Source organism: Paenibacillus sp. YAE3 (genome assembly GCF_057546105.1).
In genome coordinates this window covers 42,301-59,090 of record NZ_BAAIYF010000011.1, presented here as the reverse complement: position 1 = coordinate 59,090, position 16,790 = coordinate 42,301, and the positions used below count along the sequence as shown (strand labels likewise).

17 protein-coding genes and 1 tRNA gene are annotated in these 16,790 nt (G+C 53.6%); 11 read left to right on the top strand and 7 right to left on the bottom strand.

Annotated features, from left to right (window positions below; translation table 11 throughout):
* Positions 1–13: 13 nt before the first annotated feature.
* The 3 genes from modB to AC27KL_RS20555 all read left to right on the top strand — a co-directional run bounded on the left by modB (position 14) and on the right by AC27KL_RS20555 (position 2,542).
* Complete coding sequence (gene modB / locus AC27KL_RS20565; RefSeq protein ID WP_487170853.1) at positions 14–715, top strand: molybdate ABC transporter permease subunit; 702 nt, start codon at positions 14–16, stop codon at positions 713–715.
* A gap of 311 nt (positions 716–1,026) precedes the next feature.
* Entirely contained in the window at positions 1,027–1,299 is a 273-nt protein-coding gene (locus tag AC27KL_RS20560; RefSeq protein ID WP_487170852.1) for a hypothetical protein, read from the top strand.
* An 88-nt stretch (positions 1,300–1,387) separates the two neighbouring features.
* Positions 1,388–2,542, top strand: coding sequence for a response regulator (locus tag AC27KL_RS20555; RefSeq protein ID WP_487170851.1), 1,155 nt, complete (start codon positions 1,388–1,390; stop codon positions 2,540–2,542).
* Between the two features lie 49 nt (positions 2,543–2,591).
* On the opposite strand, the gene AC27KL_RS20550 is transcribed toward AC27KL_RS20555, so the two are convergent.
* Positions 2,592–5,735 carry a hybrid sensor histidine kinase/response regulator gene (locus tag AC27KL_RS20550; RefSeq protein ID WP_487170850.1) on the bottom strand — a complete coding sequence of 1,048 codons (3,144 nt, stop codon included), beginning with the start codon at positions 5,733–5,735 and terminating at the stop codon, positions 2,592–2,594.
* 300 nt (positions 5,736–6,035) lie between these two features.
* Between AC27KL_RS20550 and AC27KL_RS20545 the strand changes: the two genes are divergently transcribed.
* Positions 6,036–6,548: an MBL fold metallo-hydrolase gene (locus AC27KL_RS20545; RefSeq protein ID WP_487170849.1), complete on the top strand. Its 513-nt coding sequence runs from the start codon at positions 6,036–6,038 to the stop codon at positions 6,546–6,548.
* Between the two features lie 300 nt (positions 6,549–6,848).
* On the opposite strand, the gene AC27KL_RS20540 is transcribed toward AC27KL_RS20545, so the two are convergent.
* Positions 6,849–7,007 (bottom strand): hypothetical protein, encoded by a 159-nt coding sequence (locus AC27KL_RS20540; RefSeq protein WP_487170848.1) that lies wholly within the window; start codon positions 7,005–7,007, stop codon positions 6,849–6,851.
* A 245-nt stretch (positions 7,008–7,252) separates the two neighbouring features.
* Here AC27KL_RS20540 and AC27KL_RS20535 point away from each other — a divergent pair.
* Together AC27KL_RS20535 and AC27KL_RS20530 are read left to right on the top strand one after the other, a co-directional pair.
* Positions 7,253–7,326: transfer RNA gene (locus AC27KL_RS20535), tRNA-Pro, on the top strand.
* 236 nt (positions 7,327–7,562) lie between these two features.
* Positions 7,563–7,757 carry a hypothetical protein gene (locus tag AC27KL_RS20530; RefSeq protein WP_246537348.1) on the top strand — a complete coding sequence of 65 codons (195 nt, stop codon included), beginning with the start codon at positions 7,563–7,565 and terminating at the stop codon, positions 7,755–7,757.
* A 67-nt stretch (positions 7,758–7,824) separates the two neighbouring features.
* Here the strand turns inward: AC27KL_RS20530 and AC27KL_RS20525 are convergent, their stop codons facing one another.
* Positions 7,825–8,427, bottom strand: a complete 603-nt coding sequence (locus AC27KL_RS20525) for a nucleotidyltransferase domain-containing protein (RefSeq protein WP_487170847.1) — start codon at positions 8,425–8,427, stop codon at positions 7,825–7,827.
* Between the two features lie 173 nt (positions 8,428–8,600).
* Positions 8,601–9,023 (bottom strand): hypothetical protein, encoded by a 423-nt coding sequence (locus AC27KL_RS20520; RefSeq protein ID WP_487170846.1) that lies wholly within the window; start codon positions 9,021–9,023, stop codon positions 8,601–8,603.
* 290 nt (positions 9,024–9,313) lie between these two features.
* Here AC27KL_RS20520 and AC27KL_RS20515 point away from each other — a divergent pair, with 290 nt between their 5' ends.
* Positions 9,314–10,141 (top strand): aldo/keto reductase, encoded by an 828-nt coding sequence (locus tag AC27KL_RS20515; RefSeq protein WP_339323628.1) that lies wholly within the window; start codon positions 9,314–9,316, stop codon positions 10,139–10,141.
* A gap of 94 nt (positions 10,142–10,235) precedes the next feature.
* On the opposite strand, the gene AC27KL_RS20510 is transcribed toward AC27KL_RS20515, so the two are convergent.
* Positions 10,236–11,360, bottom strand: coding sequence for a cytochrome P450 (locus AC27KL_RS20510; protein ID WP_487170845.1), 1,125 nt, complete (start codon positions 11,358–11,360; stop codon positions 10,236–10,238).
* 77 nt (positions 11,361–11,437) lie between these two features.
* On the bottom strand, positions 11,438–12,016 hold the full coding sequence (locus AC27KL_RS20505; protein ID WP_036713423.1) for a TetR/AcrR family transcriptional regulator: 579 nt from the start codon (positions 12,014–12,016) through the stop codon (positions 11,438–11,440).
* Between the two features lie 245 nt (positions 12,017–12,261).
* Here AC27KL_RS20505 and AC27KL_RS20500 point away from each other — a divergent pair, with 245 nt between their 5' ends.
* Together AC27KL_RS20500 and AC27KL_RS20495 are read left to right on the top strand one after the other, a co-directional pair.
* Positions 12,262–12,423, top strand: a complete 162-nt coding sequence (locus tag AC27KL_RS20500; protein WP_081992626.1) for a DUF3934 family protein — start codon at positions 12,262–12,264, stop codon at positions 12,421–12,423.
* Positions 12,424–12,452: 29 nt separating this feature from the next.
* A complete protein-coding gene (locus AC27KL_RS20495; protein ID WP_036713409.1) occupies positions 12,453–12,740 on the top strand; it encodes a hypothetical protein in 288 nt (95 codons plus the stop codon).
* 106 nt (positions 12,741–12,846) lie between these two features.
* On the opposite strand, the gene AC27KL_RS20490 is transcribed toward AC27KL_RS20495, so the two are convergent.
* A complete protein-coding gene (locus tag AC27KL_RS20490) occupies positions 12,847–13,191 on the bottom strand; it encodes a winged helix-turn-helix transcriptional regulator (RefSeq protein ID WP_036713408.1) in 345 nt (114 codons plus the stop codon).
* Between the two features lie 151 nt (positions 13,192–13,342).
* On the opposite strand from AC27KL_RS20490, the gene AC27KL_RS20485 reads away from it, so the two are divergent.
* Together AC27KL_RS20485 and AC27KL_RS20480 are read left to right on the top strand one after the other, a co-directional pair.
* The gene (locus AC27KL_RS20485; RefSeq protein ID WP_487170844.1) at positions 13,343–14,281 is read left to right on the top strand and encodes an aldo/keto reductase family protein; all 939 of its coding nucleotides are present in this window, start codon (positions 13,343–13,345) and stop codon (positions 14,279–14,281) included.
* A 328-nt stretch (positions 14,282–14,609) separates the two neighbouring features.
* Positions 14,610–16,790 (top strand): PrsW family glutamic-type intramembrane protease, encoded by a 2,181-nt coding sequence (locus tag AC27KL_RS20480; protein WP_487170843.1) that lies wholly within the window; start codon positions 14,610–14,612, stop codon positions 16,788–16,790.

The window sequence follows — 16,790 nt, the reverse complement described above, 5'->3', positions numbered from 1 at the left end:
AGGATGTGTGGATATGAACTGGCATGATTTTTGGCCCCCCGTCCGCATTTCGCTTCAGGTGGCGGCGTTGTCGAGCGTGATCGTGCTGCTCCTGGGCACGGCGGCGGCCTGGTGGATGTCCCGAAAAAGGTTCAAGGGCAAAATCGTACTCGAAACCGTCCTGATGCTGCCGCTGGTGCTTCCTCCGACGGTCGTCGGCTTTTTGCTTTTGGTGCTGCTCGGGCGGAAAAGCTGGGTCGGACAGGCCGCCGAACGGCTGTTCAACGCGCCGGTGATTTTCTCCTGGTGGGCCGCCGTCATCGCGGCGGTGGTCGTTTCCTTTCCGCTCGTATACCAAACGATGAAAAACGGCTTTGCCGCCGTCGATCCCGAACTCGAAAACGCCGGGCGCGCAAACGGCGCAAGCGAATGGCAGGTGTTTCGATACATTACGCTGCCGCTTGCCGTCCATGCGGTCGGTACCGCCTTTATCCTCGGCTTCGCGCGCGGGCTCGGGGAATTCGGGGCGACGCTGATGATCGCGGGCAACATCCCGGGCAAAACCCAAACCATCCCGACGGCGATCTACGTGGCGGTGGATGCGGGCAATACGCCGATGGCATGGGCATGGACCGCGGCCATTGTCGCCATTTCGTTCCTGATGCTGTTGTTGACCGGACGCCGAAATCCGGCGGAATCCACCCGGACGGCCGACAGGCCCCGAAAATCTTTATAGGCGCTTTGGCACAGGTACTGCGCAGAAATTAAACAAAAGCTTGATTTGGTGCTTGCACCGGGTCAAGCTTTTTTGGCATTGGGGATGCCCGGTCATTTCGAAAAATTTTTTGTAGCACTCTTTTTATGTTTTCGGCATGTTTTTTGCCGCCCTGAACCTGTTTCTTTGGTCCTAGGCGTTCATTTTTCAGAATATATTCAGAGCCCTATGTTTAAATAGCCTTGTACTCGCTGAAATGGGAGGGGGGCGGCATGATTTTATCGGTTGTCTTGGCAGCAAATAACGTAAAAGATTTGTGTGGTGATCAATTAATGTTATCTGAAATACAGCAGGAGGCGCTGAATAAGGCGCAGCAGCATGGGGGAAAATTGGTCCGCTGGAGGCAAGGCGGATACTGGACGTATGAGGAAGCCGTATCGAAATTAAGGGATCGTTCTCCAAGCGTGTCCGATTTGGAATGGTATTGCACGACCAACACCATTTTCGCGCTCGTCCGGCGCGGGTACATGGCAATGGACGATTGGGAAAATTGTTCGGTCATCCAAGAGGAAGCAGAGGATCGCATCCTGCAAAAAGAATCATAGAAGAGTCGGGTTTCTCGGTTCAACTGGGCACGTTTTGCTGTTAAAATGAAAGTAAGAGAATGCAGCGCTGCCCAGGAGGAGAGAAGCCTTGAAGGTAATAATCGTCGATGATGAAAAACTGGCTTTATTGAAGTTGGAAAAACTTCTGCAATCACAAATCGGGGCAAACCTTCATTTGGAGCTGGTCGGAGCTTATCAGGATCCTTACGCTGCACTTGCCGCCGCCCGGGAAGTGCAGCCCGATGTCGCTTTTTTGGATATCGAAATGCCGGAGGTTTCCGGTTTTGAACTGGCGGAGAAGCTGCTGGAGCTCCAGCCGCAAATGCAGATCGTTTTTGTTACCGCCTATCAGGATTTTGCGATTAAAGCTTTCGAGGTCAACGCACTCGATTATTTGCTGAAGCCGGTGAACGCGTCGCGCTTGAACGTGACGTTGAACAGGGTCGTCCGATTTTCGCTTCTGAACGCTGCGGGCGCAAATCAGGATCAAGCTGCAAAGACAATGCTTTGCTGCCTGCAAAGTTTGCATTACCGCGACCCGGACGGCCAACCGAAATACTTCCAATGGAAGACGCTGAAAGCGCCGGAATTGTTTGCGTATCTGATTTATTACCGGGACAAGATGGTGAGCAAACAGGCCCTGATCGATTTGCTGTGGCCGGAGCAAGACATGAAAAAAGCAACAACTCAGTTACATACGGCAATCTATCAGATTAGGCAAATGATCAAAACAAGCGGGCTGGATCTTCAAATCAAGTACCATGATGAGGGATACCGCCTGGTTTGGGGCCAAGTAGAACTCGACGTCGAGGCATGGGAGAACAGCCTTCGCGACGCGCCGCCGGTAACCCCGGATACGCTTCACCGCCATCTAGGAACACTGGATAAATACACCGGCGATTTTCTTGAGGAGCACCGCTATATATGGGCAGAACCGGAACAGGAACGGATCCGGCTGCTGTGGCTCAATTATGCCAAACCCGTCGCCGAGTGCCACGTCGGGCTCGGGCAGTATGCCGAAGCTGCAAAGCTGTATCAGCAGATGATCGAAAGACTGCCTTTTATGGAAGACGGCTATGCCGGTTTGATGAAGATGTACGCCGGTTTGCATAATTACGCAGAAGTAAGAAGGCTGTATCAACAGCTGAGGGACGTGTTTGACTACGAATACGCCATGTCCCCAAGCGCGGGCATCACGTCCTGGTACCTGGAATGGGAACAGGGCGTCGCCAGCGGGGCATAACGTAAGAGGCAATAAAAAAAGCAGCCTGAACGGATCAGGCTGCTTTTTCCTATTCGTCGAAAAATTCCGGGTTTCGGCCGGGCTCGGAGCCAGGATTCGGTATGACGAATGACATGACCGTGCCTTGCCCCAGCTTGCTCTCGATATGCAGGCCTTTGCCGTAATGCTGCATCAGCCTGCGGTTCGTATTGAGCAATCCGATCCCGCGGGATGCCTGAATGCTGCCGGGATCGAGGTGAAGCAGCCGCCCGGCTTCCTCTTCGGACATGCCTTTTCCGTTATCCCGAACCTCGAATCTGGTCCCATCCTCCTGGCGGCGGATGCGAATTTCAAGCGTGCCGCCCTGCAGCCTGCTCAGCAGTCCGTGTTTGACCGCATTTTCGACCAGGGGCTGCAGCGTCAGCGGAGGAATGAACAGCGATATGTCCGGATCAATGTCCCATACGACCTCAAGCCGTTCTCCAAAACGTTCTTTTTCGATGTAAAGATACGCTTCGACCAGATCCAGTTCGTGGGTCAGAGGGACGATTTGTTCCGAATTCAGGAAGTCGATGCTGATCCGCAAATACGAGGTGAACGCGTCGGCCAGATCCCGCATTTTGTCCAAGTCGATTTCGCTTAGGGACATGATCGAATTGATCGTATTAAACAGGAAATGCGGCTGAATTTGCGCCTGCAAATAAGCGGCTTCGATTCTGAGCCTTTCTTCCGCGGATTTTTTTAACGTGCCCAGGGCAAGCACCCGGTATTTCAGCTCCATCGCATCCACCGGTTTGGCGACGTAATCGTTGGCACCGGCGATAAAGCCTGCATAAATGTCCTCCGGCCGGCTTCTTGCCGTCAGGAGCAGGATCGGCAGCTCGAAGCTGCTGTAACGTTCCCGGACGATCCGTGTCAGCTCATATCCGGACATATGCGGCATCATGACGTCGGAAACGAGCAGGTCCCAAGACGCGGATTCCAACAGATTCAGCGCCTCTTTCGCCGACAAGGCCGTCTGGATCTCATAATGTTCCTCCGCAAAAATGCCCGTAAGGACCCGCAAATTGACGGGATCGTCTTCCACGATCAAAATTTTTAACCCTTTGGAGAAACGTTCCGTCATATCGGCCGTTTCGGTGATCAGGCCCGGTTCTGCGGCTGCCGCGGTTTCCTGCATCGGCAGGTTGTCCGGCACGCGTTCCGCCGGGTTCGGTTCGTCGCGTTGTTCCTCCCGGATTTCGGAGGCTTCTTCCGTGCGGCTTTCCGCGATCGGAAGGGAAAAGCTGAACGTTGTCCCCTTTCCAAGGGTGGACTCGGCCGTCAGGCATCCGCCATGCAGTTCGACGAGCTGCCTGCTGATGCTCAGGCCCAAGCCGATGCCGCCGTTTTCATCGTCGCCATGCCCCTGCTCGTAGGGAAGGAAAATCCGTTCCAGCGCTTCCTTCGTGATCCCCCGCCCGGTATCCGACACGTGGATGACGACCTGCTCTCCGTTCAGGCTGGCCGTGACTTCAATGACGCCTTCGTCGGTAAACTTGATGGCATTGTGAAGCAAATTGAATAAAATTTGGGTCAATCTCTGTTCATCGGCATATACCGAAGGAATCTCCTGCAATGCCATCTTCACTTGGACGGGTTTGCCCTCCGTCATATGGGCAAGCATGCTGATGACGCCGGATACGACCGGTTCAACCTGCAGCGCCTGCCGGCGGAGCATGATCCTTTGATCCTTCAATCGGACGGCATCGAGCAGGTCGCTGAGCAGGTAAGCCATCCGGCGGCTGATCGTGACGAGGAGCTCCATGTTTTTATGGCCTTCCTCCGTCATCGTATGCTGCTCGCGGGACAGCACCGATTGGGCGATATTGATGATGCCGTGCAGCGGCGTCCGAAGCTCGTGCGAAGTGTTCACCAGGAACTGGTCCTTCCGTTCATCCGCCTCTCGGAGCTGCTTGTTCAGCTTGGCGTTTTCCGCCGCGTTCCGGAAATACCGTTTGAACCAGTAGGCTGAAAATCCGACGATGGCAGCCAGAATATCGACCGGGTAATAAATCGGCGTAAAATTCCAATCGAAATTCACGATTCCCCATAGAATGTTGGACATGACGCTCGTTGCCGCCAGGAGGATGATAAACGCATCCTTTTGCTTCCGGCGCACCATCCGGCCGATAAGATAGAAAAACCAGAAGCTCGGCAGCAAGTAGAACAAGCCAAAAACATGATAGGTCTTGGACAGATGGACCAAGTTGGCGGGCGCGATGAGCACGAATAAGACATACAGGGCGGCAGCGTATGCAAATCCGATAAACAAAGGCCCCTTCCGGGTTCGTTCGACAAAATTCCTGCCCATCAGCAGCATGCAGAACGTAATGCCAAGATAGGAAAGAATGCGGATTTTCAACATCCACGTGTAATTAAGGGGGAACCAGCGCATAAGCACGTATTCATGGTCCGAGACGATCGTCAGGCCTGCGAAGACGAGCAGCAGAACGAAGGCAAGCAGCATGTTCTCCCTCGGATTGATGAGGTACATAATGCCGGCATACAACGCATGCAGAAGCAGAATCATGAAAACGGAAAGCTGAAAGCCGATCGAATACCACCACTGAAAATCGATCGCCGCCTGCGTGCCGAACCGCATGGATTCGATGATTCCTCCGCTCGCGGGATCGCTGTAATTGGCGGATTGGATCATGATGTCGATCACGTTTTGCTTGTCCGGGACAAAGGTGTTAATGTAAGATACGAGCTCCGGAGTATACTCCTGTTCAGACGCTGCCGCGTTTCCGAATTTGCCCACGGTTTTTCCGTTGACGATTACCGTTGAAGCGGCCTTAATTTCCTTGACCCATAATTCATAAGGCTGATCCAGCGGCTGATCCACGAGGATGCGAAGCCTGTAGGTGCCGTATCCGAACGATGAGCCGTTTTTGTCGGGCCAAGCCGTACTCCAATCGCCGGGAACTTGAATGTAGCGGCGACCGTCCTTTGCCTGGTCGGCCTGCCGGCTGCCGGAGATCAGCTTATCCGGGTAAAACTCCCACTCTCCATCCAACACGATGGAATGCCTGTCATCCAAATGGATTCCGCGCAGGTCAAGAACGCCGTTCTCCACTTTGGGCTGTTGTTCCGTCCCGAACGTATCGGACCAGAACCATCTCGCGCAAAGGAGCAGGGCTATGTATATCAGTAATATGGCTGCTTTCTTCATCAAACCTACCGTCCCCGTTATTAGAGTAGTTGTCAGCGGATCTTGTTGTTGTTGTCGAGCACCATCTATTATACGACAGGATTCGCCCAGCGTCTGTCCATTCGAAAATTTCGTCTTCGCGAATATGAAATCCTGCGAAATCTTCGACTTTTGCATTTCATGCAACCCTCGGGATTGGCGCGGACGGGGCAGTTTGGCAGGTATTTGCGTATTCTTTTATTGCGGTATGGACGGATTGGTCCTTACGGTGAATAATGGTAAAAAGGCAAGAACGCACGCTCCGCCGATCATCCGATCGAGGTGTTCGCGAATGACGCGGTGCTGCTGCGGATCAAGCAGGCGCTGGATATGAACGGGGGATCGCAGGGGAAATTCCATTTGCACAGACTCCGGCCGTTCGAACGGACGCTGCTGCAGACTTCGGTTATCGTGCCTCTTCCGGCCAGCCATGATCCGATCGAAACCTGTTTGCTTTTTTACATCGAAAAAGACGGCAAAACTTTGCTATACGGACATGACGGCGGCTGGTTTCCCGAGGAAACGTGGCAGTGGCTGCAGGGGAAAAGACTGGATTTGGCCGTTCTCGAATGCACCGTCGGGCAGATCGACTACCGGCAAAGCCATATGAACGTCGATGCCGTATTGGAAACGAAGCAGCGGTTTGAGGAACACGGGATGCTGAAGCCGGACGCGCATGTCGTTGTCACCCATTTTTTCCATAACGCCCAGCTGTCTCATTCGGATTTGGTGGACATATTTACGCCTCACGGCATTCAGGTTGCTTACGACGGCATGATTCTCGAACTTCCATGATATAACGCCGCACGCTAATGCGAGAGGTATCGGCTTTTTTGCTAAACAGTTCGGTCAAGGTGCGGGTGTGAAAGGAGGAGCAGAGAAGAAACTGATCCTATTCAGGTCTCGGCTGGATAGGAAGCCGTTTGAATGAATGGCATATTCCCGGTTTGCTGCATTGTGAAGAGGATGCATAACTGCACCGGCGGTCTGTAAGAGATTCGGGAAGGCATGAGGTTAACGCAACTTTGATGAAAAAAAACTTACTGTGCACCGAGTTGGTTTGGAATCCGCTTGGGTATCAAGCCAAAGTGGAGTTTAGCGTCCCTGATTGCTGGGTTGGGCAGACTCGCTTCGAGGCGGCTTCTCGGATGCTTGGGGAGGCTGCTCGGCCCGTTTGGCTTCGGCGCAACCGACGATGAGAATGCTGAAGGTCATGACTGCCGCGACGACGGAATGCATCTGCCTTGTTGTCATCATTTCACCCCCCTTTGGTTTCGCGTCATGGGTCGTTTTGTAACCGCTATCTTATATAACGTTTTTCGTTGGATTCGGTTCCGGCTTTCAAAAAACGTTCACAAGTTCGCTATTGAAAGCGTTCACGTTCTGTTCACAAATACCCGCTGCGGGATTTTGCGAAACAAACATTTTGTTGTTGAAATCGATGGAAGGGGTTGCATATAATGAGATTATAAGGAGCCGACCGAGGCTCCCGCATACATCGGGGTATGGCGCAGTCTGGTAGCGCGCACCCTTGGGGTGGGTGAGGCCGTGGGTTCAAATCCCGCTACTCCGATCGAGTTCTATTCATCAAACAGGAAAAAGCGTGCACAGAAAGTCTCGGCTTTCGGTGCACGCTTTTTCTTTGTCCTCTATCGAAATAAAAACGAAAATATCCCCGGCTAAACGTTAGGGGAAAGCAGGATTCGTGTCAGACCGTTACGGTCGATGGCCGTCTGCCGCCAGCCTCAAACTGCGACAAGAGGGCGCGCTTATGGTAGAATTTAGGGAAGCATATGCGAGGTGATCGAAATGAGCCGTTTTATGAAGCCGCTGACCTCTTCGCTGCACCTGTATACCGCGATGGCTGAACGCGTGCCGATCGTCGTTTTTATCGGGAATGAACTCGTCGGCGCCGGGCGGATCGCAGAAATTTCGGAAGATAGCGTGAAAATCGGCGGAGAGCGGTACATGCGTGGAGTATGTACGTTTAAATATGCCAGTTAAAAATACCGCCTCTTTTTCATGATGCAGACGCAAAATGGATTGGAGGCGGTATGTATTTGGATGTGATTTATGCGCCATTCTCCTGTTCCAAATCATCCTTCAGCGCCTCAACCCACAGCTTGTTCCCGCCCGCCTGGATCAGATGCTCCAGCAGCCACGCTTTTGATCGACGATCATCGCTCCGCTCCAAATAGACGCGAAAGTCGTGCTCGTCTTCCGGCCGCGTGCCCAGGCTTTTGAACAGCAGCTGCCACGCCGGATTGACGTAAGGCCGAGGCGAGTTGCCCATCGCAAAGTCGTCGAGTAGCATGGTGATGTTCCGGTTTTTACGGAAAATGACTTGCTCTTGGTTTCGTTCGGTCAGCAGAATTTCGAGAAAATCCGAGCCTTTGAACAAATGCAGACAATACCTCGGCAGTTCAACATCTCCCGAATGACGGACCGGCCCCAGCCTGTGTTCGCCGGGAATGGCTACGTTGATGTCCCAATCTTTGAAGAAGCAGAGCGCGTACTCCAAATCCTCTCTGAAAATGCAAATATCCATATCTTTATGGCTTCGCGTCGCTTCTCCGACGGCCAAATCGATCGTCCAGCCCCCGGCAATGAACCAGGGCTTTGCGAATGAGGCCATGAGCGACTCGATCTGGTCGAGCTCTTTTGCAAGGATCATGCTTCCGCCTCCCAGGCATGTTATGCCAGCGTATTTTTGGAATGCAGCTCTTTTAAGGTGGTCATGAATCTATAACAGGTTTCCGTTGAAGAGAAAAAGAAAAATGCAGCCGATGATCGGCATTTTTAGCTAAACGCTTGCGGAACATCGTTCGTCACTGTTGCAGAAAATTTCTACACGATCGTCGCGCAGTACCCCGTCTTTTTTCCTTCCTCCACGGCGTCGACATACCCGTCAAAATAAAAAGGGATATTGTCCTCGCTGCCGTTGACGATTCTTCCCCTCACTTTGTCGAAAGCGAAGATCGAGATCGAAAAAGCAGGCTCCCCGGTAACCAGAACGGGTTGCTCTTTTTCCGCCGCCCAATAATATTCCCCGCCGCAATTCCGCCGGGCCACCTCGAAAACATAACATCCCGCCATGGAACATACGGAATCCAAGTGCTCGTCGTCCGTCACAAAATCGCGGATTTCCTCTAAAAGATCGTCCAGCAAGCGCAGGCTTTCCACGCCGAAATCAAAATTCCCCCGGTCTGCGAAATTGGCGGCAAAACTTTCGGCCGTAGAAATCACGTCGCCTTTCAAGCTTCTTTGCATGTGGTTTAAGCTCCTTTTTTTCTTTTTTTGATGGGTTTCAAAAGAAAGTTTAGCCCAGGATTGACGCGGCAAGAAAAAGCGGATCTACCCAATGGTTCAATCTATTATAGCAACTCCTTCGGGTCTCTGTACGATAGGTCTATTTTTCAAGCCCAAAAACCTCTTTCTGCAAGTCCTAAGGCGGGGATGCATGACATGGTTTTGACTTTGGCGCGCCGCTGGTTTATCTTGGGTTGTACCGGGTGTCTTTGGACATCCCTCACTGAATCATCCGAAGGAGGCGTCTTTTCATGAAAAATCTTCAATCGAAGGCAACCTTGAACAGCGGCCATGCCATGCCATGGTTTGGGCTGGGCGTATACAAGGTGCAGGAAGGCCAGGAAGTGGTCGATTCCGTCAAAACGGCGATAGCCCACGGCTACCGGAGCATCGACACGGCTGCGCTTTACGGCAATGAGGAAGGCGTTGGGCAAGCGGTTCGGGAATCGGGCGTTCCGCGCGAGGAATTGTTTATTACGACCAAAGTGTGGAACTCGGATCAGGGATACGAGAGCACGTTGAAAGCTTTTGAAACAAGCATCAATAAACTGGGACTGGATTACGTGGATCTTTATTTGGTGCACTGGCCGGTCAAAGGAAAATACAAAGACACGTGGCGGGCGCTCGAGAAGCTGCAGCAGGACGGAAAAGTCCGTTCGATCGGGGTATCCAACTTCCATATCCACCACCTGGAGGATTTGATGAAGGATGCGAGCGTGAAGCCTGCCGTCAACCAGGTGGAGCTGCATCCGCTGCTGAACCAGGCCGAGCTGCGCGAATACTGCAAATCGCAAGGCATCCAGATCGAAGCCTGGGCTCCGTTGGCGCAAGGGCATCTGCTCGATAACGAAGTGCTGAACACCATCGGCGCAAAATACGGCAAATCCACGGCGCAGGTCATCCTTCGCTGGGACATTCAAAATGAAATCGTGACGATTCCGAAATCGGTCAATCCGAAGCGGATCGTCGAAAATGCCGACATTTTCGATTTCGAATTGACGGCGGACGAAATGGAGCAAATCAACGGGTTGAACGAAAACCGCCGTTTTGGTGCCGATCCGGACAATTTTAACTTCTAAACTCGCTTTGAGCGCAAAAAATCGCGCATGTCTGCTTCCGGGCAGGATGCGCGATTTTTTTATATGAAAAATATGAGTGCCCTCTCGGACCGCGTCATTTCAAAATCACCGGCAGCTCCTTCAGCGCAAACATCATCGTGCTTTCCTGGCGCACGAGCGCCGCCGAACGGTCGCGGCGGAAATCCGGGAAGCGCCTCAGCAGCGTTTCGATGGCGATTTTCGATTCCATCCGGGCGAGCTGCGAACCGAGGCAGTAGTGGATGCCGCTGCCCAGACCCAGATGCGGATTAGGATTCCGGTGAATGTTGAATTGTTCCGGGTGCTCGAACACTTCTTCATCATGGTTCGCCGATGCCATCCAGATGTGGACGAATTGTCCCTGCTTCAGCTGCTGCCCGCGCAGCTCCGTATCCTGCTTCACTTGACGGAACATGAGCTGCACCGGGGAGAAATAACGGAACGTTTCCTCGATGGCGCCCGGAATCAATCCGGGGTCTTCAAGCAGCTGCGAGCGCACCTCCGGGAGACTGTCGACGGCCAGCATGGCGGAGGCGATCAGGTTGGTCGTCGTTTCGTTGCCGGCCACGAGCAGCAGGATGCAAAACCCGATGATCTCCATATCGGTCAAATGCTCGTTTTCGATGCGTGCCTGCACCAGCTTGGTGATCAAATCGTCCTGCGGATGCCGCCTGCGGTCTTCGGCGATGTCCGCAAAATAGGCGCTCATCTCCCGCTGGCAGGCGTAATAGGCTTCGGGATGGTCGCCGACGAGGGCATCCGACCATTCCTTGAACTTCTCCCTGTGTTCCATCGATACCCCGAGCATTTCGGCGATGACGGTGATCGGGAGCGGGCTGGCCAAATCCGCGATCGCATCCATCCGGCTCTTTTGTTCGGCTTCGTCAAGAAGGGCGTCCGTGATCGCTTGGATTTTCGGGGCAAGGGATTCGACCACGCGCGGGGTGAACGCCTGCGAAACCAGCTTGCGCAGCTGACGGTGCTTCGGCGGGTCCTGGCGCAAGATGCTCGATTCGAGCGGATCTTCCGACGACGGGGACCCTTGGGAAGAGAAGATTTCGTAATTCGTGAAGACGTATTTAACGTCCTCGTACTTAAAAACGCTCCAAAGTCCAGTCCCTTCGGACTGAACGACAGGAGAGCCGTTGCGCATTTGCTTAAACCATTCCAAAGGCAGCAGACCGTTTTCATTCCATTCCATGCGTAACACCGTCGCTTTCTTTTGAAGATTTTTTGAACTGACTGGTCAGTTTTAAACCCTTAAAAAAGAAGGCCTGGCTAATCGATCGAGATAAACAGGCCTTTCGTTACCATGGTAAAGACAAAATGCTCCAGATCATCGCGGGAATATTCGTCCGGATGGCTCAGGTAATAGTTGCAGGTGCTCTCCAGCGTGCCGACGATGCTTGCCGCCGCCAAATTCGCATCCACGTCGCGGATCAGGTTCCCTTCGCATTGGCCTTCCTCCAAGATGGACGCCAAAAAGCGGAGATGCTCCCGCCGGAGCTGCTTCAGCTCATCCAGGACATCCTGCTCGATCCCGTTCGACAGCTCGTTAAACACGATATGCGAAAAATGGCGCGACTCCAGAAAAAAATCCAGATGATGGCGGATGACCCGCAAAATCTGCTCCTTGATCGGAAGGGGGGCGCACAGGTCGGCCTGGGTCCGCTGCATGATATCCTCGAAGCCTTGCTTGACGATCGTTTTAAACAGTTCGGACTTCCCCGGAAAGTTATAATACAGCGTTCCTTTGGCCACTTGGGCCCTCAAGGCGATTTCATCCATGCTGGCGCGGTGGTAGCCGTTTTCGGAAAACACTTCGATGGCGGCGCGTATAATTTTGTCTTTGCTCAAGCTCAATCTACCTTTCCTGCAAAATCAATCCGTTAATCTGACTGGTCAGTTCAAAAATAAAATAACATGCTGGGAAAAATTAGTCAAATAGGTTAACATGAAGTAGAATAGGTCCGATGATTCGCTTTCCGTGCGTATCATGTACATATGGACCATAGTGGTGTATATTTCAACATGCTGGTTCATTCATCAGCGGAATTGGATATGACTATACCAAGAACACTATACGGTAACGGAGTGATCACTTGAGCAAATCAAAAGGCAAGGGCGGAACAGGCAGGGGAACGGGCAAGAAAGGCTGGACCCGCTGGGATGCTAAAGCCCGCCGGATCAAAAGCGCCCCGAAGCCTTATACCAGTAAGGGGACGAAAAAAACCGGTGAAGCCACAGGCGATGGACCTATATAAGGAGTGGTATTCTGAGAAAGCATAAACCAATGTCATTTGACGATCTGCTAAAAGAGCTGCAAGGCCAAAAAATGGTTCAGGAAGATCCGAATCATGTACCGCTGAACGAATTGTTTAATGCGTCGTTTATGCGGAAGCATTCTTCTTTCAACAGTTTTGGGGAGTTTGTAGAGAAGGGCAGCTTCCAAATCCAGACGTATGAAGACATCGATAACATCCCTGACGAGCTGTTTGATCGGCATATCTTCAGAGAGACCGACTTCACAGACTGGAAGTCCATGCTGGATCAAGCCAACGCGGAGTATAATGGGAAATAAGAGGATGCTTCCGCATCTCAGTTTACGGAACCTCGATTCACAGAAGAGCGCACCGATACCGGCTGCGCTTTTTTGGTATGAAGAGCAATCCGCTGGGGCGCGGCTTTTAAGTCCACCGCGCCGCCCAAAGCTTCATTTGATGGCAAATGCCGTGCAAATCCTGCCCCTTTGGAGTGAGCGTATATTCCACCGTCACCGGCACCGTCGGGAACACTTTGCGCTCCAGCACCCCCTGCTCTTCGAGGTGGCGCAGCGTGCTTGTCAGCGCCCGGGGACTCACGCTGGGGATCCGGCGCTGCAGCTCGCCGAACCGGAGCGTTCCGCAAAACAGCTCGCGGATGACGAGAAAAGCCCATTTGCCGCCCAGCACGTCCAGCGTTTTTTCGATGTTGCATTCGATGAATTCCGGATTTTTCGGGATATAGCTGCTGGCCTTTTTCGTTGTCGTCACAAGGTTCACCTCCCATGGATATCTACTATATTAAAGTATACTAGATATCCTCCGTATAATTAAGTGAAAAACATTTCACTTCTTTAAATCGGATACGAACTTTTATAGAATGGGGAATGTAACCAGAACGATCTCGAGGAGGAATGGGACAATGAAATACCGGAGATTAGGCGGAAGCGGCCTGAAAGTGAGCGAAATCAGCTTGGGAAGCTGGCTTACATACGGCGGTTACGTTGAACGCGAAAATGCGGTCAATTCGATCAAAACGGCATATGATCTGGGCATCAATTTTTTCGATACGGCAAACGTTTATGAAAAAGGCGCGGCGGAAGAGCTGGTGGGCGAAGCATTGAAAGCGTATCCGCGTGAGTCGTACGTGCTCGCCACGAAAGCGTTTTGGCCGATGGGAGACGGTCCGAACGACCGCGGTTTGTCCCGCAAGCATATTACGGAGCAGGTCCATGCCAGCTTGAAGCGTTTGAAGCATGACTATGTGGACATTTTCTACTGCCACCGCCATGATCCCGAAACGCCTTTGGAGGAAACGCTGCGCGCGATCGATGATTTGATCCGCCAAGGCAAAGTGTTGTACGCGGGCGTCAGCGAATGGCAGGCCTCGCAAATCGCGGAAGCGCTGGGCGTAGCCGACCGTTATTTGCTGGACCGCATCGTGGTCAATCAGCCGCAGTACAATATGTTCCAACGTTACATCGAAAAAGAAATCATACCGCTCTGCGAGCGTTCCGGCATCGGGCAGGTGGTGTTTTCGCCGCTGGCGCAAGGCCTGCTGACGGGCAAATACACCTCCGCCTCGGACATTCCGCAGGACAGCCGCGCGGCAAGGCTCGAATGGATGCGCAAGGGCATCACCGAAGAAAAAATCAATCAAGTCAAACAGCTTGAAGGCATCGCCAAGGAGCTGGGCATTTCCGTGGGCAACCTGGCGCTGGCCTGGATTTTGCGCAACGGCAACGTGGCGAGCGCGCTCGTTGGCGCCAGCCGTCCGGAGCAGGTTACGGAAAACGCGAAAGCTTCCGGCGTGGAACTGAGCGAAGACGTATTGAACCGCATCGAGGAGATTTTGAAATAAAAGGTGATATAGCCCCATCGCTATGCCGAAGAAAAAGGGTTCATTCGGTAGTAACGGCGATTCGGGCAAAATAGAGAGACGAGGAAATAGCGGCCCAGCCAAACATGGGTCGCTATTTTGTTGCTGGTGTTTTTTTGCTTTCGGCCGCTAAACGCGCAAAGGAGCGCAGGCCGGCCGCCTATCGCCTCGTTTCCGGCCCGAACGAACCTGTGTAGCTTCGCGTAGTTCGTTTGTTGGAGGAATAAAGTCCAGTTTTTATAAATCGAACCATTTCCTGTGTCATGAACGGCGCAACATCGGGTATGATTTGGAGAGAGCACTGCTGCCCATGAAAAGCTGGATTACGGCAAAGGAGGCGGTTGTTACGGAAACGGTCTGGCGGATCCGATGCGGGATCCGAGACGCCGCGGAAGCGGGATATCGATGGTTATGCGGAATACGGCGGCGTTATCCCTGGCTCGGAACCTTGTATGCCATCTGGTGCTGGATATCGCTGCTGATGTGGATCGTCGGCTTGTTTTTGTACCGGGATTCGCGCACGATGCTGGTTCAGTACTTGTGGTCCTTTTACGTGATGCTACAATTCTGGTTGTTGTGCCGCAGCAAAACGTTGGCCTGGAAGCAAGCGGCGCTGTTTATGCTGCTGGGCGTCTTTCTTGTCATTCCGCTGACGGCGCTGACGCTGCTCGCGGCTCACGGCATATTCGGCGGAAGCACGAGGGATACCTGGTCCCAAGCGGTGCTGACTCCGATCGCGGAAGAAATATGGAAGCTTGCGCCTCTGGGGTTGTTTTTGCTTTTTTCGCGCCGCGCCACCTCCATGAGTCTGGCGGATTACGCGCTTGCGGGAGCGGGGGCCGGCGCCGGTTTTCAGCTGATGGAGGAGCTTGCCCGCCGTTGGCTGAACTCGGGCATCATCGGGCGGACGTATGGCTACAGCACGACGCTGCTCGGGGGAGAGACGATCCATTGGGATGTTTGGACTCTATTCCCCGGGCGTTTTGAGGAGAGCATTTTCCCGACGATCATGTCGGTCAGCCATCCCGTGCACACCGGCATGATCACGCTTGGCATCGGGCTCGCCGTCCGTTACCGCAAACGGCTTGGCGGCGCCATTTTTGCCTTGCCTGCGCTGCTGCTGGCCTGGTCCATTCTGGAACACGCCGCTTATAATGGACAGAATTCCTTGCCCGCGTGGTTGATGAAGCTCAGTGATTGGACCGGCAGCGGATACCGGACGAAAGGCATTTTCCTCATGCTGCTGGTTCTGGCGCTGATTCTGGATTACGTTGCCTTGAACCGGGTCAAAAGCCGGCTGCCCCGCATGGAGAGCGAACGGATGATTACCCCGGTATCGGAGCTGTGGTACATGCTGGAGTCTCTCCTTACCCGCAGGGAACGGTTCGCAAGCGTTATGTCATGGACCCGCGAACGAAGGGAAATGGGTTTTTCGCTGCTTTACGGAAACGATGAAGCCCGGTCGATCCGCGGGCGTCTGCAGGACGACATGCTGAAGCATTTCCGGGCGGCCGCCGGCGTTGCCGTGGTGCTTTTCCTGCTTGCCGGGCTGGCGGGATTCGCGGCTTTAGGGCAGGCGCATGTTCAACCTGCGGATTCCGCGTGCTTTTCCTGCATGTTCGATTCGCTGCAAAATTGGTGGGACCGCCTCGGTTTTTGGGAAAAGGGTGCGATCGTGCTGGGCGCGTTTGCCTTGTCGCTGCTGTTCGTCGGCTTCTGGCCGGCGCTCGGCATCGCTTTGACGGCAGCCAGCCTTCCGGCCGGCGGGCATGAAATCGCCAAAAACATCCGCGATCCCAAGCGGCTGCTTACGCCCGAGCATGCCATTTCGGCGCTGCTGGCATTGGCGCTCAGCCGGATTCCGTTCGGCAGGCTGGCCGAAAGCTTCGGCAAACGGGGTGGGCGCAAGCTGAAGGAATGGCTGGAGAAGCTGCTGAAGAAGCGGAAGAAGCCGGAGCCTGAGCCGGCATGGCCCAACAGGCCGCGCAAGCCGGAAGGAGAGGAACGGCCGTCCGGACAGGAACCCGAAGAGAATCCTCCGCGCGGCGATGCGGACGATTACGTTCACTGGAGCAAAGCGAAATACCGCGGCGTTGAGCTGTACGACAGCCGGAATTCTCCGCTCGGGGAAATCGACGGGATCGATTTGGATAAGGGCGTTTTCTATGAAGCCAAGTCGGCCGAGGGGCTCGACCGCATCCACCCGAAAACGGGCAAACCGCAGCAGACGCCGCAGCAGTTTACGGATAAACAGCTGTACCAGAAAACGAAGGTGCGGATCCACAATCTTCAAAAAGCGGCGGGAACGCGGGCGACGCCGGACGGAACGGCGGAAATCCCGACGCTTGAGCAAATCAGGGGCATCCGGCGTTTCGAGTTTCAGCTGGACGGGGACTCGCCGGCGCTGCGGGAGGCGGCGGAGAACAGCTTGAACCGGCTCCGGCAGGAGTTTCCGGATTATACATTTTCGATACGGTTTGGAGTGAAATAA